Source organism: Facilibium subflavum (genome assembly GCF_003574485.1).
In the GTDB taxonomy this organism is placed as follows: domain Bacteria; phylum Pseudomonadota; class Gammaproteobacteria; order Francisellales; family Francisellaceae; genus Facilibium; species Facilibium subflavum.
Map to the genome: position 1 here is coordinate 1 of NZ_QLIT01000191.1, position 22,794 is coordinate 22,794.

Sequence of the window (22,794 nt, forward strand, 5' to 3'; positions counted from 1 at the left end):
CTACTGTCCTGTAGTGTGGGTTAAATGAGTAAAAAAGAAAAGAATCATTTCGTTCCAAAGGTATACCTCAAGCAGTGGAATATTAATAGTAAAGAGAACTTCTATTGCGCTGAATTAAAGAATAAAACTAATAAATATAGTAAATTTAAGGAAAAAAACACTGGAAATGCAGAATGCTATAGAAATAAGCTTTATTGGTTAGATTCTGATGATCCAAAGTATAGTATTTCTCTTGAGAATGATTTTGGCAAATTAGAAACTAAGTTTGGTGAAATTATGCAAAAGTTGAATAAAGGCAGTGTGTCTTGCCTGGGGCATCAAAATTATTTTTTGCTTATACAGTTCGCATACAGTCTCAAAACCAGACCACCAGGAAGTATTAATGAGCAGAGAAGTAATAATTCAGAGCTTGATGTTAAAGCAAATTTTTTAAGGTATGGATATTCTTTAAGCGAGTATGAGGATACTATTAAGTTAGGGAATAAAGAGGATGAAATTAAAAATATTGGGATAAGATCAGTGTTGGAGTGTGTTACTAATGTGAGAAATTTTACAAAGTACCTAAAGGAAACCTTTGGTTTAGGTAGCAAGTTATATATTCTTGACACTGCTCAATCTAAGTACAAGCTGTTAACATCCAATTATCCTATTATGATAGGGAAGGGACTAATAACCCAAGGCAATTGTGATCTTATATTACCATTGACACCTAGTAAAGTATTGTTTCTGGTGAATTCAGAGAGTTTAAATGACTTCCAGGACATTCTAAAAAGCAATACGATCAGTGATTTTGTTATAAATATTAATCTAATGGTATTGAATAATTACAAGCATAATTTATCGGATACTAATTACCAAATTTATAGTTCAACGAACTCTACTACAGAAATAATACCAAATAATCTTATTACTGCATATTTTTATTAGCAAAGAAATCCATCTAAAAATTATACTTTAGGCCAGTAGCTGAAGTTACTCATGCTTACAATTTTATCGCTTAGATAGTTTGTTACATAAGCCTTTTAATAATAAAAGGATTTCGCCTTGTAATCTATGTTAAGCTATTAATAATATAAAAAAACGATAAGAGAAGCCATGCTTGCACTTAGCCCGCAACTTGAAGCATTTATGGCAGTAGCCAGCACAGGCAGTGTTCATGCTGCTGCAGAAGTTTTGCATTTAACACAAACTGCAGTGACCCAGCGGATTAAGATGCTGGAGCAGAAGCTGGGAATATCACTTTTTATTCGTTCGCGAAAAGGGATGAAGTTGACGGCTGAAGGCGAAATTTTATTACGATATTGTGATAATATGCAAAAGCTTGAGAAGAATTACCTTCAAATGCTTAGCAATGAAGATGAGCATCACATTATTAATTTAACGATTTTATCTTCATCGACGATGATGAAGACAAGAATTCTTTATCCTGTGGCCAAGATTGCTAAAAAATACCCACAGCTTCGGATACATTTTCAAATCAGTGATGTGGACTCAAGGCATACTGAGCTTAAAGCAGGCAGGGCAGATTTGGCTGTGGTTCAAAATCAATTTATTTCAAAAGAGATGTGTACAAAAGCATTACAGCCAGAACATTACCATCTTTTAGTACCAAAGGCGTGGTCAAAAAAAGCGATTGAAAAAATTATCGTAAATGAAAACATTATCGACTTTGACCCAAGTGATGAGATTACGTTTAATTTTTTACGAAAATATGACTTATTTGAGATGGCAAAAAAAGACCGACATTTTGCAAATTCACCTGAAGCGTTAGCAGAATTGGTGGCATTAGCGTTAGGGTATACAGTCGTTACCAAACAATTTTATCAGCAATATTGTGATCATGAAAAAACAAGCTTGATTAAACAAGCCTGGTATTACGACCATGATTTGTCTTTGTGTTGGTATAACAGAGGTGCATTGCCGGTTTACTTTCAAGAAATTATTGATGCCATTAACTAATGATCAGCTAAATGCATGTGAGAAAGTTTTTGATATGCGGTGAAAGGCTTTTATAGTCATAAATAAATGCGCCATGGCCAAAATCACTGTTAATTACTTTATGTGTAGCCGTCACGGAATGTAAGCGAAGATGTTCGGCAAGTTTTTCTGTTTCATTAGCAGGGTATCGCCAATCATTTTGATAACTGATTAACAGTACATTCCCTGTTATGTTTTGAAGATTAGCAGGCCATAATTCATCGTCAGTTAAATCAAAGCTTGACATTGCCTTCATCATATACAATAAACTGTTGGGGTCGATTGAAGTGGCAGGCTTGTGCTGAATACTATCCAAAAAGTACTCAATCTCATACTCAGGTTCGATAAGATTGTTTGATATGCAGCGGCGCTTATTTGCAAAATGAGACTCAAAATAGTCACGTGATAACCATATCATACTGCCAACCATATTAGCAAAATTAAGACCTTTATTTGTATCTCTCATATGATAGTAATTGCCATGATTCCAGTTGGGATCTGAGATAATACATTGTTTCATAATATACCAGCTTGCAATTGTATGTGCAGAGACTTTATAGCTTGTTGCCATCAAAATAGCATGCTGGCAAAGCTTTGGATAATGTGTTAGCCATTGAAGTATTTTAAACCCTCCCATGCAACCCCCAATTAAACAATGCCATTGAGGGATTTTAAGATAATCCATCAACTTTTTTTCTGCATGAACCATGTCAAGAATATGAATCACCGGGAAATCTAAAGCATAAGGCTTATTGGTTTTTGGGTTGATACTCATTGGCGATAATGAACCATGGCAGCCACCAAGATTATTGATACAAATCACACAATACTGATCGGTGTTAATATCTTTGCCAGCACCAATAGCATCATTCCACCATCCGGGTTTTTGATCACTTTGTTGATAAACACCTGCAGCATGCTGATTCCCTGTGAGTGTGTGTGCGAGTAAAATCGCATTACTTTTATCAGTATTAAGCTGACCATATACTTCATAAGCAAGCACCAAATCATCGATATGCTCGCCTGAAGCAAGCGTGAATTTCCCTAAGTGCGCAAAGTTTTTTTTGACAATTATCATATTATTTTGCAGTTAATTTGCTTACCCAGTCATTTGGATTATCCACACCCAAAAAAAAGCGCTGATATTGGCTTTGTGCGTGTGGGCTTAATTCAATTAGCAAAATAGATGGACTATTATCAACTGCCCAAAATTCGGTTTCATTATTGTTTTCAAAGGTGCCATAGGCTTTTTTACCAATACGTGTGCCTTTGATTTTTGCTCCTGTTGGCATCTCAAAAGTCGTTAATGCCTTTGCATTTTGGATGTCACTTAATTTGATTTCAAGGTTTGAACGCATCGCCATCACCTTATCCATCAGTGGCATTTTAATTTGAAGGGCATTATTTGCAATATCAAGTTGCACCATGATTATCACTCCTTTGGTTGTTACATCTTACTTGTAGTTACATCATCTGATAGTAGTCCTAATTTATATAAATCATTGATAATCCCAATACTGTATAAAACATTAGCACCTTCTTGTGCAGATTGTTTCATCAGTGTGCCAAGCGGGATGTTTTGGTTATGATGAATCAGTTTACCAAGGGTTTTTGCATGTGCGCCCAGATTTATATGGTAGGTTCTATTGGCATTTTGTAAAAAAAAGCCTTTTGTATTCTCATGATAATGTAGATCTTCTCTGAAACGAATGATTTGATCTTGGGTGATTGCAGAGGCCATATGTTTTTCAACGATAGCATTGATTTTATCTGTAAATGTTTGAAGGCTATCAAAATAGCATTCATCATGCACTTTATATCCCAATGGAAATTTATGACCTGCCACACGCGGTGAGATTAATTGAATTTTTTTTTGGCAAAGGTTAATTAAAAAACCACTGACACAAGCAATGGTTGTATGCTGATCATCAAGTCCTAACTGTGATTTTATGTCTGCTTTTTTATTGTTGTTGTGATCGCGATTTAAAAGCGCTTGTTGTGTCAGACGTGCACGACCTGCATTTGATTTCATAATTGATAACTTAGCCTGTTTGTGTTGCATGACAAGTTCAACTGGGAATAATTCTTTTGCACTAAATGTCTTATGCACTGCTTTTAATTGGCTTAAAGAAGTAATTGAGAAACGATTAACAATACTTGGGTGTTTAGCGGAAAAATCCAGCAGGCCTTTTGTCCAGCAAACATTTTTCACAGGGCGGGCTAAAGTGCTTTGTGGCATAATCCCGGCAATATCATAAAAATCTTTAATAAAATGCAAATAATCCGGGTTATCTGTTGGGTCTGTTGCCCAATAACAAAAAGCGCTTTGTAATGGATTGATACCAAAGCTTGTACGCAATATCGTAAGCATTCCTCGCCAGAGTTTTTGGTTTGTATCATTATAGAGAAAATAGCCGTTGAATTTATCAGCAGCAATGCCACAAAACCAGCATCCAACTGAACAGCCATCACTTAGTTCAAAGGCAAAGCTTGGGTGTGTGATGTGGGTTGCACTCATCTTTAAGGTATCATCACAACGGTTTATTTGCCGCAGACGCCATGCATGAAAGCTTGGGTTGTGCTGTGAAGCATCGTTTAATACCCGATAGGATTGTCTTAATTGGACTAAGAATTTACGGTATTGTATCCATTTTCTTAGTAACGCGTTATGTGGTGCTTTTTTGTATGTATCTAGAACTTCTGCAGGTAATTGATCATGTGCAAAACGTTGGCATAGCCATGGCATAATTTGTGCAATATCAATTGTTAAGTGATATTTATCCGCAACATAAGATAACTTATCAAGATGATTATAAATATCCTGGCGAAAGGCAGGGTCTCCTGCATAAAGCTCAGTAAAGCGCTTAGCCTGAGATAGTTCATCAATATCCTGATCACTGAGTTTTGCCAGATAAGCCTGATATAAACCAGCAAGTTCTGTGTGGGGCATAGCAATATTAGACATTTATTTTCTCACTTATTGGGTGTTTTATATAATATAAGGCCAGACAGGTATTGTTGCTGGCTTTTTGCAAGGGTGTGAATGCTGCTAAGTCAAAACCAGCTTCTTTTAAGGCCTGATGAAAAGTTGTCGTATCAACAAGGTATTGAAGTGATAAGTCATGTGATAAGTTAAGTGTTGTTAAGTTTGATCGATCTGTTTCAGACAAAGATTGCGGATTAAAATCTTTATCAATACCATTGTGTGCCTCGATAAAAAGATAGCCATATTCACTGATATAGCTCTGCCAGCATTTAAAATGTTCTTGAAGGTGTTCTTTAATTTGTTGAGATGTGCGTAAATTTAGCGTGTCATCTGTATATATGTGAAATGACTGATTTTTTGCAGGAAAAGCACTGTTAATATTGGATGGATGATGGTATTTACAGTTATGAATGACCGATTTACTGATATGTAAACAATTATCAGGGACTAATCCCTTAAAATAAAGCTTTTCCCATATCTTTTGTGGTGTATTGATATCCTCATTAATAACAGTGTAGGGCGTATCTAAGCGTGATAGGCGATTTTCAGCCAGCCGTATAGGAATTAAATTACAATCTACACCGATTAGATATAAAGGGTAGTCTTTTAAAACTTTGCCGCGTAAGGTGTGTTGTGCAATGAAGTAATAGACTTTTTCAAGCATTTCCCCGTTACCGCAACCCAGATCCATAATGCTTTTAGGTTGCATTAAAAAAAGCGGATGATCGAATAAGGGCTTTAGATGATGAAAGAAAATATCCGCAATACTTGACTGAAATAGGCTGGCACTTGTGGCAATATCGAGCGTTCTATCGATGTACTCAGCTTCATTATTTTTTGGGGTAACAGGTTTTGTATGGTATTGCAAGACAGCTAAAATATCGGCATAACTTGGCAGGTAAGAAAGTGTATGAAAGGCAATTGGTGCTAGAAATTGCAGTATTTGAAAGTCTTCTTTTTGTAGCGTGTTAAAGTCACTATCAGGCAAAAGCTGTTTGATAAGCCATTGCCATAGCGCCTTATCACTTTGTAATTGGACAGATAAAGCCTCTTTGGGTATTTTTGACAACATAAAAAGACCAATCAGCACAAAAGGGGCGCTTTGTTGATATTGTTGTGAAGTTAAAAAATGCTGTGTGTTCAAGGTGTCTGTGATGAGGCGATGATATTGCTTTAATGCCTCTTGGATGCTTTGTTGCATACCTTGATATAAATCACCTTTTTGCAAATAATCACGGCCATATTGACTCAAAGATAAATGATTAAGACTTGCCTTATTATCAAAAAAACCATTCATCCATAGGCATTTAAAGCTTATACCTAGGTATCCTTCAGGAAGATTAAGTGTTGCGCACAATGTTTGAAGGTCTCGCTGCCTTGCTGTACATAAGTATTCAATTACCCCTTGTTGACCAAGGTTGTCAAGTACAGCACCGATTTCTAACTGGTGCTTGATCGAGCGTATTTTAGCAGCACATGCTTTTTGATTAATAGATGTTACAGTATGTTGCATGATAAATTACTTCCTTTTAAAATCGCTTGTAGTACTTGAAAACCTGCCAGTACTGATAGCGTCTCAATGATATTATCATGGTGGCAGCTAAGTGCAACGCAATGTATTTTTTCTTTGGGGATATAGGCATCAATATTGTTAAGGGGTAAATCAATAATATACTGATTAAGTTGATGATAAAGCGGGTTGGTTTTATTTGCGGGTATCAGCTGTTGTGCTTTGAAAAGTGTGGCTTGAGTGTAATATAGCTTACCTGAGATAACTTGCGTTTCTAATAAGGATTCAATGGGGTAAAGTTTGACAAGTCTGTCATACCAGTGTTTTTTAATTTTCTGTGCGTTTAATTGACAAGCATAAGTGTGCGTGAAAGCTGTTTTATCCACTTGTGCGCGCATTTCTTTAATTGCAAAATCAGTAACATAGGTATCAAGTAAGATAACATGTAAATTGTAAAAGCCTTCCTGCTCAAGCTGATAGGCAATTTCCAAAGCAATAAGACCACCTAATGACCAGCCACATAAATAAATAGGCGCTTGCGATAGTGTGCGGCTTTTTTTCATCTGTAAAATATAATGTGAGGCAAGCATGGGCAGGGAATGGATCATTTGCTGGTTCTCACAGTACAGATTATAGTTATCAACCCCAAAACAGTAGTAGGTACTAGCAAGCTGGTTGGCAATATTTTGGTAAACTTCACAACCTGCTTTTGCTGGATGAATAAAGTAAATAGATAAAGTATTAACCTTACCTGCTAAGTATTTGATAAAGTGGTGATTATGTTTGTTTTTTCTGATATACCAAGCCAGTGTTTTAATGCTTTGCAAGCGATATAAGTCTGCAACGTGCAGATTAAGCGCATAATATTTATTGATATATGATAAAAGACTTATCGCTTTTAATGAATCAATTGCTAAATCGGTAAAATCAGTTTCAATGTCAACAGGATCGATGTTTAATACTTTTTTCCAAATCTCAGACAATTGGATTTCAATGGCTGTTTTTGCCAAACAAATAGATTGTGCTTTTTTTGAAATCGTTAACTGTTGTTGCAACGCTTCTTTGTCGATTTTACCAGATTGAGTTGTTGGTAAGCTTGTAAGGTGTTGCCAGTGTGTTGGTAGCATATATTCAGGCAAAATGCTTTGGAGCTTTTTATGTAAAGCTGTTGCATGTAATGCTTGAGCATTTTTTGTCGTATAAAACGCAACAACACAATCATTTTCATATAATGCAACACAGCTTTGAACCAAATCGTTTTGCAAAATCGCGGTCTCAATTTCATATAAGCAGACACGCTGGCCATTTATTTTTATTTCATTATCTGCCCGACCAATATATACCAAGCAGCCATGATTATCCCATAGCGCAAGATCACCACTTCGGTATAGGCGTTTATTAGGTTTAAATGGATGGTTGATAAAAGCTTGTTCCGTTAAGGTTTTATCATTGATATAACCTTCTGCCAGCGCTGTACCACCAATGTACAGCTCACCAACAATACCTGTTGGCAAAGGCATTTCATTCTTATCCAGAATGTAGATTTCGGTATTATCGATCGGCTTGCCAATATAGACTGGCTGCTGTGGTTGGCAGTGATGAAAGGTAACATCAATACAGGCTTCAGTTGGTCCATAGAGATTATAAAGGGCAAAATCTGGATTATCTGCACATTCATAGGCTTGTGTGACAAGTAAAGGTGTTAATGCTTCACCGCTACAAATCATTAAGCGCAGGCTTTTAGGCAATTGAAGCTGGCAGGATTGCAAAAACGCTAAAAATGCCTGTAGCATTGAAGGAACAAAATGAATAATCGTTGTATTTTCTTGCACCATCACTTGATAGAGCCTTTGAAAATCATGACAACTATCTGCATCAGGAATAACAATCCTGGCACCATAGCAAACAGGCCAGATCATCTCCCAAAGCGAGACATCAAAACAAGGTGTTGTCTTTTGTAATACGACATCTTCATTGGTTAACTGAAATATTTTTTGCATCCAGGTAATACGGTTTGATAAAGCCGTATGTGAAACTAACACACCTTTTGGTTGGCCTGTTGTTCCTGAGGTAAAAAGCACATATGCCATGGAATAGGCTGTGGGTAAATGTATTGTGGATGTGTGATTTTCATGAGAGATTTCATCATCCAGAATAATCAAGGTTAGTTCATTGATATGAGACAAGAAAGGTGCTCGTTTTTTGGTGGTAATCACCGTATTACAGTTTGCCTTTTGCAACAAGCTATATAGCCTTTGTGCTGGATGACGTAAATCTAATGGTAAATAAATACCATCAACAAAAAGTATTGCCCAAAAGCTGATATAAAAATCAAGATCGTTGGGCATATAGACAGCAATAGGTTTTTGTGTAAAAGAGGCAAGCCTTTGTGACAGACATGTAATTCGAGCAATCAGCGTTTGGTAGGATAATTTGTTAGTATTCGCTAAGAGGCCAATGTGATTGGGCGTTTTTTCTGCCTGTGAGATAAAAAGAGAAACAATTGAATCAGCAAAACGTGTTTTATCAGTCTGATTAAAAGCATATATCACTTGATGGTATTGTTTGGGGGTGAGAATCTGATAAGTGATAAGGTTTATGTCATTCTTTAAAAGATGATGGGTCAATTGATGAAATTGTGTGATGAAATTTTCAATAAATATTTTCCCTAGAAAGGTATTATTGAATTTCAAACGAAATTTAATAGGTTGCTGTGGTTGCTCATCAAATAAAAGTAATAGATCGTAATGTGCACGCGTAGAAGAGGCCGTATCAACACAGCTGGTTTGTATATCACAAAGATTAAATGCAGTTGTATTTAAATTTGTTTGAGAAATACCAATGTTTATATAGTTATGACCAGCAGTAGATTGATTGCGTTGCTTTTTGTGATCATTGAAAATCTCAAAGGCAGGAAAATGCCAATATGCTTTGCTTTTTTTTCGATCAACGTTAAGTGTTTGAATTAAATCAGAAAAAGTATTGTTTTTATAGAGATCTATTTTTAAAGGAATATTATTTATAAAGCAACCAATAGCATGTGAGCAGTCTTTATTCCGGATATTCACAGGGTAACTTAGCATAAGCTTTTGTTGTTGCATATAGCGAGATAATAAAAAGCCATAGCAGCCTGTTAGTAAGATAAAAGCTGTTGTGCGGTATTTCCTGGCAAGCGTTTGAACCATTTGTCTGTTTAGCTTAAAATCAACAAAATCGGTCTCGCTACGACTATTGAGGCACTGATGAGAAAGCGGGGTGAATAAGTGCGCTTGACATAAATAATGCTGCCAATACTGTTTTGATTGATCATAATTACTTAGGTATTGATGATAAGTTATCGTTACAGCATCCTGGTAACGATGATAGGGCAGCGGTGCTATTTTGATTTTTGATTGTGCATTATATCTATTTGCAATATCACAAATCATGACTCTTGCACTTATGGCATCACAGATGATGTGATGTGCGCAGACAACAAAATACCAGTGCTGTTTAAGGCTAAATAGATAAAATTGGATACATGGTCCATGGTGTAAATCAAAAGGCTTTTCTGTGAGTATGTTAATCTGTTTAGAGGCAGTATCTTTTGTGGCAGATAGCTGATGAAAGTAAGCATTGATTGAAAAAGGACATCTTGTGAGTTTATGTTTTATTGGATCATAGCGCATTTGTGCGATTTGATGCGTATCAAGAAAATACTCAAGCGCCTTGGTGAGTTTATTGATATTGGGCTTTTTATTGAGTTTAAATGAAACCGATTCATTATACATTGGACTTTTGGGATCAAGCTGCCAGGCCAGATAGAAATATTTTTGGTATGGGGTCAAAGAAAGCAGGTTAGTCATCACTATCTCCTTGATTCATTGCCTTTTGATAAAATGATCCCTTTTGCTGCATCAGTGTTTCAAAGTCACCTTGCTCAATAATATTCCCTTTATCAAGGTAATAGATATAATCAAGTTTTGATAGACCTTCAACATTGTGTGTTGCCAAAATACATGTGATATCCAGGCTTGTGAGTTTCGTCATGATTTTTTGAGCAGTTTCTGGATCAAGGCCATTAAGTACTTCATCTAGAATTAGCATTTTAGGCTGCTTTACCATGCATCTGGCAAGTAATAAGCGCTTTTCTTCACCATCAGAAAAGCTTGAGACATTTTCAGAGACAATGCTGCTTAACTTCATGGGAAGCTTCTCAATAATGTTGTCACATTCAGCAAAGCTTAAGGCTTGCCAGATCTGCTCATCCGGGTATTCTTCTCCTAAGGTGATGTTATCTTTTAAGCTGCCATTAAAAAGTTGGTCTTTTTGTGAGAAAAAAGCAACCTGTAAACAAAAGTCTGCTAAATCAAGTGTACTTATTGGGTTATTATCGATAAGGATGTCACCTTTATCAGCATATAATAAGCCAATAATTAATTTTAAAAGCGTTGACTTGCCACAGCCTGACTTGCCTAAGATCGCAACTTTCTGTCCTTTTTTAATATGCAGTGTAATAGCATTTAATGTATTACTTTCCTTTGTATAGGAAAACGATATATCATTCATGATAATCTCACCAGCTACATCTAATGTTGTTACACCGAAATGCTCAGGAATATCTAAAAGGAATATCTGGTTGACTTTTTTGTATTGAATTTGCATGGCATAATAATTACTGATGAGTCCAAGTAGTGCCAGACAGTAACCAATAAAAATTGCGGTAATCCCTAGAAAACTGATTAAAGCACCAAGGTTTACAGATTCGCCATAAAGCAGATAAACCAAAATAAAAGTGATAAATACAGATAAGCCTTGTAAGATTAAAGTGAAGATCGTTTTATAGACGTCGTATAAATAACTACTAAAATCGGCAAATATATAATCAAGAACACTTTGTTGACATATCTGGCTTGCCATGTCCGTTTTTTGCAGGGTCAAGAGTTTCTCGATCGCATTGATATATTGAAAACAGATATCAAGGCTTTTGCCTTGTGCTTGTATACTAAGCCAAAGTGGTTTTTTTCTCAGCCAGGAAAAAAGAAGAATAATCACAGAAAAAATAAGAATGAACACAAGCTGCGCTAATGCAATCTGCCAAAAAAAGTAAAACATGGCAGCAAAACCAACACAGATGAAAATAATATGTGCACCAAGGCTTGTGGCAAAATTAATGGCATGATCAATAAGTGCGCTAAAAACATTTAATATCTGTTGTGCCTGGCCACTTGATTGTTTTTGAAAAAAACTTAACGGAATTGCGAAAAAGCGGCCAACAAGACCTGATAACATGATATAACGTTTGGTTGTGTGAAAACGGATTAATAAAATGTTTCGCAATAAAAACAGGCCAAAGGCGCCTAAGGCAAAAATAAGTAAAATCGCAGCAATGCTAATAATAACAGTTGTATCGGCAACGCCAATTACATTGTTAATCAAATAGCCTGTTGCAATGGGTGGTACCATTGTCATCACAGCAATAACCAGGCTCATTAGACAATACATGATCAAGGCGCTTGTATTACCCTGCAACAAACACCAAAAAAGCAGCTTTTTTAAAGAAAGCGCTGATTGTTGATAATGCGGCAGGAGTTCATATCCACTATCTTCCCAATCCGTTTTGGATAATTGATCAATTTTTTGAAAGGATTTTTGATCAGATAAATACAATAAGGCGCGTCCTTGGGATTTAGGAATTAAAAGGGCAATTTTTTGTGTTTTCTTATGGATAAGTATATAAGGACATGCCAGGTTGTTGATATCAATGCGATCTACAGCGCGTTTTACATATTGCAACGATTGTTGTTTAACAGCGGTGGTAATTTGTGATGATAAAGGTGTATTGGCTGGAAATTGTTTGACACCGTTTTTGTCGTATTGCAAACCAAAAAAACGGCAGGAAATTTCCAAACAGCGTGCTAATTCTGTTAGTTGATTTGAATAAAATTTCCGCTGACTTGTTGAGAAAATTTGTTTTTCCTGCTGTGCAATTTCAATCGACATTTATACGGCTCCTGCTTTAATGAAGGTGCGATAGTCCGTGTTTTCTTCCATCAGTTTTTGGTGTGGCGCAAAAGCTGAAATCTGGCCTGATCTTATCCATACTACTTTGTCGAATAAATCTAAATAATGCATGCGATGAGTAATGATGATAACCGTATGTTGAAGCTGGCATAGGCTTTCCATCAATTTATGTTCAAGTGTACTATCCAAAGCATCTAAGGGCTCATCTAAGAGCAGGATATCAGGTTTTCTCATCACTGCAGTGGCAATATCAATCAGTTTAATCTGCCCAAGGCTTAATGTAGATTGACTTGAAGATAAATAATGATTAATCCCTGCTTTTAGATATTTGATGTCATCAGCAATACCAACAGCCGCCAGCGCCTGAAAGATAGCTTCATTGCTATAATAGGATCCAAAACACATGTTCTCCCGAATACTGCCATTGATAAGACGTGTTTGTTTTGCCACTTTAAGAATCAGTTTTTCTCGTTGACCTGGTGCATATTGCATTAAATTGATTTCATTGATATCGATTTGCCCTTGTGTGGGTGGCAAAATACCACTGATTAAATTTAATAAAGTGCTTTTTCCACAGCCACTGTTACCAATAATGGCAATTTTCTCGTGTGAAGCAATATTAAGATTGATGCCGGTGAGAATTTCATTGCTTTTTTGGTTGTAGCGAAAGTGTAAATCCTTAATAGAAATACTGCCTTGAAAATTTTCTTTGGCTGTTTCATAGGCTTTTTGAGAAAGAAAATTAGTTTTTGATTGATCTTGTCGCATGATTTGACTGGTGACGGCCTGTTTTCGCTTGATGTTTACGGAGGTTGCAATCAGCAAGGAGTAATAATTGGCAATGGCCTGGGTTGGTTTGTGTAAAAGTCCTGCCAAAATCATAAATGCCATTAACTGGCCGACAGAAAGTTGGCCTTTAATAATTAAATAACAGCCAAGGCAGGTAATAACCACGGCGGTAATTGAGACAAAAAAAAGTGATACATGTGAGACAATAGTCTTATATAAGCCAAGTCGCTGCTTGGTATTTTGGACATCCGTAAATGCATTAAGCCACATCATAAAAAAGAAGGGATCCTTGCCTGAGGCTTTAATCGTTTCTAGCAGCTGAATAAAATACATGCTCACGGCATAATATATCCCTTGCTGATTACGCAGTTTTGTATGCAGGACTAATAATGTATCTTTAAGAAAATAAGAGATCAAAAAAGATAAGATAATCGCTACTAAGACAACAATGGTTAAAGGAACGCTATAACCAAACATAACAAGTAGAAAAATCAGGCTTTGAAAAAAAGCCAGAATATTTAAAAATAACCGTCCTGATAATTGAAATGCAAGTTCTGTATTTGACTGGATAATATTAATTAAATCACCGGTTGGCCTTTTTGAGAAAAAAAGATAAGGAAGCGAAAACAAATGGATAAGGTATCGGCTGTTAACACCAGCATTGATGATGATTTGTAGTTTTTTCATCATAAAGTGCTGACAGGCTTCAATCGTTACTTGTAAAGTGATAAACACAAGAATAAAACACAAAAAAGGCACCATAATATTCTTTTGGTGTTCCAGCAAGTAGTAATCAATGAAGATATTACTGTAGTTGGCAGAAATAATCGCAGGAATCGTTGATAACAGAAAAAAAGCACCAATATAAAAATAGCTGGAGAAACTAGACTCACCATAGCTTTTAAATGCCTGCCATACGATATGGGGTTTTGGTGTTTTTTGAAATGTATCTCCGGGTGTTAACGGCAATCCAACACAGGAGAAATGCTGCTGGAAATCCTTAATATGATAAATGATACGCCCTTGTACGGGGTCATTAAGATATACTTTTTTTCCCTTGATTCCTTCATATACCATATAGTGCTGATTATCCATCAAAATAATAATAGGTGTGTGCGTATTTTTAATCGTTTCAACGGTATAGATTTGTTTTTTGCCAACAAGTCCATATTCTGAGGCTGTTTGAATCAGCTCTTCATAAGAAAGCCCGCGTGTGCCAGGATCACAGGTTTTCTTTAAGGTGTTGTAATCAGGGTAAGCGTGATAATACTCAAGGATAATGGCCAAACAGGCAACACCACAATCGGCCACTTCATATTGAATATTGATTGGGGTTTTGCATATGCCAGGCATTATTCGTCGACTCCAATGGCTTTACGGATAAACGGCAGAACAAAACTGATAGGACGGCGATACTCAACAATAATTTTAATATCGCAGATCGTACCCACAGGGATTGCATAAGGTGGGCCTTGATGAGAGGTCCAGGCGTAGCCAGAAGGAGTGGCCTTGTTCATCGAAAGCTTTACCTGTGCCATTAACATGGGTTGATTGTTGTTTGACACAAACTGAGTAAGTGCACTGTTATTGACAATTGCATTGATTGCATTTGTTGATTGTGGAAAGCGATCAATCTCAATAATTTTTCCTTTAATTGAGCCATATTGATATTCGCTTAAGAATGAAGGAACAACATAAGCACTCATGCCTGATTTAACAAGTCGGCTATAAGTAAGTGGATCGAAAAAGGCAACAAAATGATCCGCACTGAATTTACCTGTGGCAATTGTCGCTGCAATGCTGCCTGTAGCAATATATTGCCCAGGGGCAATGTCAACACTTAAAACCGTACCATCTTTGCTGCTGGTAATATATTTATATTGCTGAAAATTACTTTCTTGAATCGCAAGTTGTGCTTTTTCCTCATCAATTTGTTCTTGTAAAGAGGTTAATGTCTGCTCGATTTGTAAATAGGCGGTGTTTCGCTCAATATCATTTTGTGTTTTAGTTGACAGATATTGCTTTAATTGTAAAGACAGCTTCGCTGTGTTTTGTTTTAGCTGTTGATACTGAACTTCTGAGATATAGCCTTTTTTTGCCAGTGCTTTTTCGCCTTGTGTTAATTGATCAAGATAGTCCAGGTATTGTGAGTAGCTTTTTTTATAGTCATTAAGCAGCACATTTTTTTCAAGATACAAATTATTAATAAGCCCTAAATGTTTATGTGTCAGGGCTTGAATGCTTTGGTAGTTCTTCTCTAAAATAGCGATATATTGACGTTGTTGTTTTAATTGAACCGCCAGTTTTGTCTGATCAACAACAGCGATAACCTCGCCTTTTTTTACATCTTCTCCGGTGCGAATCTTAACTTCCTGAATAATCCCAGCACCTTGGCTGCTTATTGCATATATACCTTTATTATCAGGTAAAATAATGCCTTGGCCTGTCGCTTGCACGCCGATTTTACCAAAGATAGACCAAAGCAGTGTGCCAAGAATAATAAAAAAAATAATACTTAAAACAATCCAGTGTCGATAATAGATTAGCTGTAGTGTCTTGATCTCTTTTTTACCGGATTGACTGCTAAGATCACTCATCTTCAAAGACACCATATTGGTAAAGGGATTGTAAAATATCACAGGCAGAAAAAATATTGCAGCCTGATTGTATAAGCTCTTTAAGTGCAAGTTTATACGGCTTGTTTTTATTGTGCTCAGATAATAAGTATTGGCCTATTTTTTCTGCGTCCGTATAGCTGTTGATATTTAGCGTTCTTAATTGTGCTATCAGCTGAAAACCACTATTTAATAGCTGTCCTTTAATCCCTTTATTAAAGGCAATACGATAATGATTAGGCATGTGAGTTGGCATATGTTGCTCAATCAACTGGTAAATGCTTTCTCTAAAGCTTTCAATTGATGTAAATGTTTTAATTTCATGAACCTTATAGCCAAGCGGGTATGTAAGCCCCGAAGCTCTAGGGGAGACAAGTTTGATAGTCTTCGTCAAAGGGTTGATTAAAAACCCACTGACACAGGCAATCGTCGTATGTTCATCGTTAAGTTTTAAATCATTTTTTATTTTATCTATATCCTTTCCTGCTGCTTTAAGCTTGGCAATATTTTGTAATACGCGCCCTGATGGTGATTTGCCACATGAGCTGGAGAGTGCCTGTTTATGCTGCATGACAAGTTCCGTGCCAATGAGTTCTTCGGCAGTAAAATTTTTGTGAACGGCTTTAAGCTGACTTAAGGTTGTGATGGAAAAGCGATTAAACACACACTTATAACGCTCATAAAGCGATAAAATTTTCCGTGTCCAGGCAATATCTTTGACTGGTCTTGCTGTTGTGGTTTGTGGCAGAAAGTTAGTAATATGATGAAAATCCGCAATAAAACTAGCATAATCAGGATTGTCACTTGGGTCTGTTGCCCAATAACAAAAGGCCGTTTTGACCGTGTCTACACCAAATATATTAACAAGCGTATACAGCATATCCTGCCAAAGCTTTTGATTGTCCTTGGTGTAGGCAAAATAGCCTTTGAATTTATCAGCAGCAATCCCACAAAACCAGCAACCAACCGTGCAGCCTTCTGATAGCTCAAAGGCAAAGCTTGGGTGGGTGATGCCTTGCGCACTTGCCGCTAAAGTATCATCACATCGCAGAAGCTGTCGAGTTCGCCATAACTGAAAAGCTTCATTTTTTGATGCAATGTTATTTTGTGTTTTCATGCGATCACGGTGATCGCGAATGTTCTTTAGATGTATATCCCACTCAACCGTCAATGGTGAGTGAAGATATTCCTCTTTACTTCTTCGTTTTGGCATGTAAGCGCGATGCCAGAATGAGCGTAAATGATCAATATTGATTTCTAAATGATATTTCTGAGCAACAATATGCGTATTTTGATGGTTTTCTTGTAGATCTTGGCGAAAATCAGGATCTCCCACGAGTAATTCAGCAAATCGTTTAATATGTGCCAGGCGCTTAAGTTTGTCTTTAGGAATAGACTCCATATAGGCTTTATGATGATATTCAATGGGTAGTGCTGTGTCCACGTGCGCTCCTTTTCGGTCAACAAAAACACTTGAAAATTCGATGTGATTTGTAGGCAGAAAAAACATCAAAGGCAATAAGCCTTAGCTGTCAGATCCACTGTATTATTTATATAAGAAGCGGGAGATTATGTTGCAAAAAGCACGGCTTCAGCTGCGACAAAGACAGATGTCTCAGCAACCCCTGTTTGTGTTGTCTCAACCTGGGTGACTTCCGTTGTCACCGTCTCTGCAGTTTGCACGGAGTTTGTTTGTGTGACACCACTGCTGGCTGCTGCCCCTGATAGCGCCTTTTCTTTGAGTTTTTCTTGAACGCCTGCATTCTTTAAATAGGCGACGGCTTCGTTTTCTGTAAAAGAATAACCACGTGAATTTGCAAACTCCACAAGCTCTTTTAATCCAACGGTTCTGGATTGGATTGATTCGATTAATTGTGGATTGTTCATGACTTCATTGACAAATTGATCGATATCCTTGGACATGTGTTATCTCCTGTTAGTTTACCGTGAACAAAACGGTTTGTTCCATCATGGTGGGCATTCAATGGCGCCACTTGTTTTATTCTAGAGAAAAATGATTGTTGTTCAATACAAAACACAATATTTATTCCTAACATTGTTGTTCTTGGTACTTGAAAAAACATCAAAAAAGCGCTACTATCGTCAGGCTTTTTATATATTTGATGGTAAAAGGCAGGTAGATAACAAAAAGCCAAACAATGGTTTATCCATTAGTTTGAGCGATGAAAACTTAAGCGGAGCTTATATTATGTTTGCAATTATTAAAAGTGGCGGCAAGCAGTACAAGGTAAAAGAAGGTGCTGTTGTTAAGCTGGAAAAGATCGAAAAAGGCATTGGTGAAAGTATTGAGTTTGACCATGTTTTAATGCTTCAAAATGGTGAAGAAGTTAAAATTGGCAGCCCTACAGTTGAGGGTGCTAAGGTTGTTGCTGAAGTTGTTGAGCAAGGCCGTGGTGAAAAAATTCGTATTATTAAGTTTCGTCGTCGTAAGCACAGCATGAAACGTCAAGGTCACCGTCAGTACTATACAGCGGTTAAAGTTACAGCGATTCAAGGTTAATCTAAGGAGAATAAAATGGCTCATAAGAAAGCAGGTGGTAGTACCCGTAACGGCCGCGATTCGAATCCTAAGTATTTAGGTGTTAAACGTTTTGGTGGCGAGTTTGTTAAAGCTGGCAGCATCATTGTGCGTCAACGTGGCACAAAATTTCATGCTGGTAAAAATGTTGGTTGTGGTCGCGATCATACATTATATGCAACAGCTGATGGTCACGTGAAGTTTAAGATTGGTGGTAAGATGAACCGTCAATTCGTTTCAATTGAAACAGCGTAATATTACATACCAAAAGCCTAGTTTTAAAAGGCTCTAATTTAAATTTCAGTTATAATTTTTAAAGGCGCAATTATGCGCTTTTTTTATATCAGGCATTATATATTTTATTTTTCTATCATGTTTGCCTTTGTTAGCGCTATCTGCTGACAGAAAAACGTCAATTACCTTGTAAGCTATCCATTTGCGTAAATTTAAAAATTAAAAAATATACCGACTAGCATTAGGTTCGTCTATACTTGGTAGCGAAGTAACACCATGTTCATTTGATAAGGAGTTTAAAATGCCAGGAATATTATTGACGTTTATTGTTTTTTTTATTGCCGTGATATCGGCGTGGTTTAACAGAAGGCTGGGCATTATTGTGTTTAGTCTTTTTTTAATTGTGATGGCAGTTGTGTTCTTGCATCATGCGACCGATCATCTTAACTTAAACCTATAAGCGGGAGATCAGTCATGGAAAGAAGAAAAATCCGTGCTTTTGTAAAATTTCTTAATGCAATAGAAATCCTTGGTGTGTGTTTTATTATTTTAGTTGCACTATATTTTCAGTTTATTTTAGGTGAAATCCCATGTCCTTTATGTTTGTTGCAACGCTTGGGTCTTTTGGGTATTGCGTTTGGTTTCTTATTAAACATTCGCTATCATGTCCAGCCATCACATTATAGCCTGTCTTTATTGTCGGCAATTTTAACGGCATTTGTTTCATTGCGACAAATAGCGCTGCATATTACTTCAACAGGCGGGTATGGTTCAGCAGTATTAGGTTACCACATGTATACCTGGGTATTTATTTTATGCTGTGTTGCCATTATTTATATTGCGATTGTGATGAGCTTTCCACGGCAGTATGAGTTAAAAACGGATCGACAGGAGATAAGTGAAGCAAAAAGCAAAAAAGTACGCGCCTTTACACATATCGCATTTATAATATTGCTTATTGTGGTGGCGATTAATTTGATCTCAACTTTTGCTGAGTGTGGTTGGCAGCAATGCCCTGATAACCCTGTGGGATATCAGTTATTTCATAAATAAAACCATGCTGCCTTATGCTTTGTAAGTTATAATGGCCTGGTTTGAATTGAAAGCCAGTGTTTGACTGCTTCATCGACAATCATCGATGAAAGCTCTTTATAAACGCGCTGATGATAAGCATTAATTTGCGTGATCTCAGTATTTGTCAGTAATTGCAATTCTATTAGGTTACAAGCGTAAGGCACAAGCGTTAAGTCCTCAAAACAGTAAAACTGCCCGAATTGCTGATAATTCTGCTCTTTTGCCGGTTTAACAAAGCATAGGTTTTCAATACGGATACCAAATTGCCCGTCAAGGTAGACGCCAGGCTCATTACTTAAAATCATGCCAGGTTGTAATGCTTGATTGCTAAAAGCAGGGGATATACGTTGTGGCCCTTCATGTACACACAGAAAACTCCCCACACCATGACCTGTGCCATGGGCATAGTTTGCATGGTTCTGCCATAATGCATAGCGTGCTAATGTATCTAATTGCTCGCCACGTGTACCTTCAGGGAAGTGTGCATTTTGTATGGCTAGATGACCTTTTAATACTAAGGTATAAAGGTATTTTTGCTCAGTAGTTGGTGTACCTAAATGAAAGGTTCTGGTAATATCTGTTGTACCTTCTAAGTATTGACCGCCAGAATCTAGAAGATATAGGCTCCTGTCATCAATTTTTTTATTGGTTTTTGTGGTGGCACGGTAGTGGATTACTGCACCATTGCTGCCAAAGCCACTAATGGTATCAAAGCTTGGGCCTTTAAAATGTTTTTGCTTTTGGCGAAATTGTTCAAGTTTTTCTTGTGCTTTTATCTCATCTAATCCATTTTGCCAGTTATTGTAAAGCCAGTGTATGAAACTGATCATTGCCACCGCATCTTTTTTGTGTGCAAGTTTAGCACCATCAAGTTCAGTGATATTTTTACAGGCTTTAGGCAAGATGACTGGAGATGGCGCAAAATAGGTTTGTGCTTCTTTTGGTAGTTGTTGTAAAATCCAGTAGTTTGCTGTTTTATCATCAATCCATACTTTCCCCTGGCATTGTTTGAGTGCTTCTTGAAAGTGGTTATAAGGCTTTGTTATGATTTTTTGTGACAGAAAATAATCCTTTATGGTGTTATCAAGCTTATCAGGATTAACAAAAAAAGTGCATTTATCTTGTGTCAATAAAACATAGCCAATCACCAGCGGGTTAAACGGGATGTCGTTTCCGCGGATATTCAATAGCCAGGCAATTTCATCAAGTACGGTTAATACAAGTGTGTCGATATTTTCCTTAGCCATTTTTTGGCGAATTTGCGCGCACTTTTCTTGTGCTTGAAGCCCTGTGTATTTTTGCGGTTGTATTGTAATCGTCGTTGTTGTCTTTGATGTAAAATCATTTAGGTCTTTTTTAGACAGATCAACAAGGTTGGTTGGTTCAAATACACAATGACCATGAATTTCTTCCATGATAGTGTGAATATCTTGCGCACGCTTAATTGGGATTGTTGTTGGATCAATGCCAAGCGTTTTGCCTTTGGCATTTTCCTTAAGCCATTGTTCAAGCTCCAAGGTAAAACCGCTTTGTTTTTGCAGGGTATAAATACTTGAATCCAGCTGGTTTTCTGCTTGTAAAAAATAACGGCCATCGGTCCAAAGATACGCTGAATTAAGTCCAATCAAGGCCTCACCGGCGCTGCCATCAAAGCCGGATATCCAAGCACGGCGTTGCCAGTGATTGGGGACATATTCACTGTTGTGTGCATCACTGGAAGGTACTAAGTAAAAATCATACTGGTGCTGTTGCATACGTTGGCGCAATTGTTTAATACGATCGGCAATCAATGTCATAAATAATCCGTTTTTTGAAAAATAATTAATGTTTTTGCTATTAAATCGCAGATAAATGCATAAAACAAGATTAAACTTATTCCAGATTGATTAAATAAATAGCTTTTGATACGCTATATTTTTGGTTATATTAGCTAGGTAGAAGTTTTTAATTAACATTAAGGATGTGAACTTATGAAGAAAAAACTCATTGCAGGGGTGTTAGCTGCAGCTTTATGTTCAGGTGCTTTTGCGGCTGAGCACAGCCATGAAGTATATGGTGAGCTTGGTGTGGGTGGATACTTTAACCACAGTTATAGCCAGACAGGGCCTGCTGTTAGTGGTACGGCTGGCTATGCTTTTAATAAAAACCTTTCAGCGCAATTAAACTTAAGTTATCTAACCAATGACCAGACAACTGCATTAGCAGAAGGTATCTGGAATTTACCAAACAGTTCCAAACTGACACCTTATGTTGCTTTAGGTGGTGGTTATATGCACTTAACAACCAATGCATTTGGTGTGGATGCTGGTGCTGGTGTGAAATATGAATTGGCATCAAACGCTTATGCATCATTAAATTATCGCTACTTACAGTCGTTTGGCTCTAAAACGCCAAATGGCAGCATGATTACCATTGGTCTTGGTCTTTATTTTGGCGGACAAGGACATGATTTAAGCGGTGTTGATACGGCAATGTCATCTGATCAAGCACAAAGAGAAGATCATTATCATCAAAAATATGTATTGCCTAGTAATGTGATGGAGTGTCAAACAAGCACCCCTGCTGTCACCCGTGAATCAATTGGTTGTTATACGGTTAATGGTGATAAAGTGACAATGCATCTGGATGCGAAATTTGCTTATGACAGCTACGCACTTGATAGCAAAGCGAAAAAAGCCATTGATGATCTTTTAGCATTTATGCAGCAGTATAACATTAAGAAAATTGAGCTAAGAGGCTATGCATCACAAGGAAAAACAGGACCTGCTTATGCAGCCTACAACCATAAGCTTTCTGTTAAACGAGCGCAAGCAGTTAAATCATACCTTGTTTCTCAAAACGTTGATGCCAGTGACATTGACGTGGTCGGTTTTGGTTATACAAGACCACTTGTGCCAAATACCACCAAAGAAAACCAGGCGATCAACCAGCGTGTTGAAACAAGCGTTCCAGTTCCATTGAGATAATTCTTATACGATCAATCAATCCTAAGTCAATAATGGCAATGCATTTATATTTAAGTGTATTGCCATTTTTTGTTCATTTTATTTAAATTCCTGTGAAAAAC

18 protein-coding genes are annotated in these 22,794 nt (G+C 37.0%); 7 read left to right on the plus strand and 11 right to left on the minus strand.

Annotated elements, in window-relative coordinates; translation table 11 throughout:
- Window positions 1-24: 24 nt before the first annotated feature.
- Complete coding sequence (locus DNK84_RS10695) at window positions 25-927, plus strand: DUF4238 domain-containing protein (RefSeq protein WP_119344500.1); 903 nt, start codon at window positions 25-27, stop codon at window positions 925-927.
- Window positions 928-1,095: 168 nt separating this feature from the next.
- Window positions 1,096-1,959, plus strand: a complete 864-nt coding sequence (locus DNK84_RS10700; protein ID WP_119344501.1) for a LysR family transcriptional regulator — start codon at window positions 1,096-1,098, stop codon at window positions 1,957-1,959.
- Window positions 1,960-1,966: 7 nt separating this feature from the next.
- On the opposite strand, the gene metX is transcribed toward DNK84_RS10700, so the two are convergent.
- The 10 genes from metX to DNK84_RS10750 all read right to left on the minus strand — a co-directional run bounded on the left by metX (window position 1,967) and on the right by DNK84_RS10750 (window position 17,803).
- On the minus strand, window positions 1,967-3,055 hold the full coding sequence (gene metX, locus DNK84_RS10705) for a homoserine O-acetyltransferase MetX (protein ID WP_119344502.1): 1,089 nt from the start codon (window positions 3,053-3,055) through the stop codon (window positions 1,967-1,969).
- A gap of 1 nt (window position 3,056) precedes the next feature.
- Complete coding sequence (locus DNK84_RS10710) at window positions 3,057-3,404, minus strand: hypothetical protein (protein WP_119344503.1); 348 nt, start codon at window positions 3,402-3,404, stop codon at window positions 3,057-3,059.
- Window positions 3,405-3,424: 20 nt separating this feature from the next.
- Entirely contained in the window at window positions 3,425-4,942 is a 1,518-nt protein-coding gene (locus tag DNK84_RS10715) for a radical SAM family RiPP maturation amino acid epimerase (RefSeq protein ID WP_119344504.1), read from the minus strand.
- Window positions 4,935-6,476 carry an AprA-related methyltransferase gene (locus tag DNK84_RS10720; RefSeq protein ID WP_119344505.1) on the minus strand — a complete coding sequence of 514 codons (1,542 nt, stop codon included), beginning with the start codon at window positions 6,474-6,476 and terminating at the stop codon, window positions 4,935-4,937. The genes DNK84_RS10715 and DNK84_RS10720 overlap by 8 nt, the downstream gene beginning before the upstream one ends.
- Window positions 6,461-10,318 carry a non-ribosomal peptide synthetase gene (locus DNK84_RS10725; RefSeq protein ID WP_119344506.1) on the minus strand — a complete coding sequence of 1,286 codons (3,858 nt, stop codon included), beginning with the start codon at window positions 10,316-10,318 and terminating at the stop codon, window positions 6,461-6,463. Before DNK84_RS10725 ends, DNK84_RS10720 begins: the two co-directional genes overlap by 16 nt.
- A complete protein-coding gene (locus DNK84_RS10730) occupies window positions 10,311-12,455 on the minus strand; it encodes a peptidase domain-containing ABC transporter (RefSeq protein ID WP_119344507.1) in 2,145 nt (714 codons plus the stop codon). Before DNK84_RS10730 ends, DNK84_RS10725 begins: the two co-directional genes overlap by 8 nt.
- On the minus strand, window positions 12,456-14,618 hold the full coding sequence (locus DNK84_RS10735; RefSeq protein WP_119344508.1) for a peptidase domain-containing ABC transporter: 2,163 nt from the start codon (window positions 14,616-14,618) through the stop codon (window positions 12,456-12,458).
- On the minus strand, window positions 14,618-15,862 hold the full coding sequence (locus DNK84_RS10740) for an NHLP bacteriocin system secretion protein (protein WP_162902391.1): 1,245 nt from the start codon (window positions 15,860-15,862) through the stop codon (window positions 14,618-14,620). The genes DNK84_RS10735 and DNK84_RS10740 overlap by 1 nt, the downstream gene beginning before the upstream one ends.
- Window positions 15,855-17,324, minus strand: a complete 1,470-nt coding sequence (locus DNK84_RS10745; protein WP_162902392.1) for a radical SAM family RiPP maturation amino acid epimerase — start codon at window positions 17,322-17,324, stop codon at window positions 15,855-15,857. Before DNK84_RS10745 ends, DNK84_RS10740 begins: the two co-directional genes overlap by 8 nt.
- Window positions 17,325-17,449: 125 nt before the next feature.
- On the minus strand, window positions 17,450-17,803 hold the full coding sequence (locus DNK84_RS10750; RefSeq protein ID WP_119344511.1) for a Nif11 family protein: 354 nt from the start codon (window positions 17,801-17,803) through the stop codon (window positions 17,450-17,452).
- 286 nt (window positions 17,804-18,089) lie between these two features.
- Here DNK84_RS10750 and rplU point away from each other — a divergent pair, with 286 nt between their 5' ends.
- The 4 genes from rplU to DNK84_RS10765 all read left to right on the plus strand — a co-directional run bounded on the left by rplU (window position 18,090) and on the right by DNK84_RS10765 (window position 19,706).
- The gene (rplU, locus tag DNK84_RS10755) at window positions 18,090-18,401 is read left to right on the plus strand and encodes a 50S ribosomal protein L21 (RefSeq protein ID WP_119344521.1); all 312 of its coding nucleotides are present in this window, start codon (window positions 18,090-18,092) and stop codon (window positions 18,399-18,401) included.
- A gap of 15 nt (window positions 18,402-18,416) precedes the next feature.
- A complete protein-coding gene (gene rpmA / locus DNK84_RS10760) occupies window positions 18,417-18,674 on the plus strand; it encodes a 50S ribosomal protein L27 (protein WP_119344512.1) in 258 nt (85 codons plus the stop codon).
- Between the two features lie 280 nt (window positions 18,675-18,954).
- Window positions 18,955-19,113 carry a DUF5993 family protein gene (locus tag DNK84_RS14420; RefSeq protein WP_162902393.1) on the plus strand — a complete coding sequence of 53 codons (159 nt, stop codon included), beginning with the start codon at window positions 18,955-18,957 and terminating at the stop codon, window positions 19,111-19,113.
- Between the two features lie 14 nt (window positions 19,114-19,127).
- Window positions 19,128-19,706, plus strand: coding sequence for a disulfide bond formation protein B (locus tag DNK84_RS10765; protein WP_119344513.1), 579 nt, complete (start codon window positions 19,128-19,130; stop codon window positions 19,704-19,706).
- A 26-nt stretch (window positions 19,707-19,732) separates the two neighbouring features.
- Here DNK84_RS10765 and DNK84_RS10770 read toward each other — a convergent pair whose 3' ends face one another.
- A complete protein-coding gene (locus DNK84_RS10770; RefSeq protein WP_119344514.1) occupies window positions 19,733-21,523 on the minus strand; it encodes an aminopeptidase P family protein in 1,791 nt (596 codons plus the stop codon).
- 174 nt (window positions 21,524-21,697) lie between these two features.
- Between DNK84_RS10770 and DNK84_RS10775 the strand changes: the two genes are divergently transcribed.
- Entirely contained in the window at window positions 21,698-22,693 is a 996-nt protein-coding gene (locus tag DNK84_RS10775; protein WP_119344515.1) for an OmpA family protein, read from the plus strand.
- Window positions 22,694-22,794: the final 101 nt, after the last annotated feature.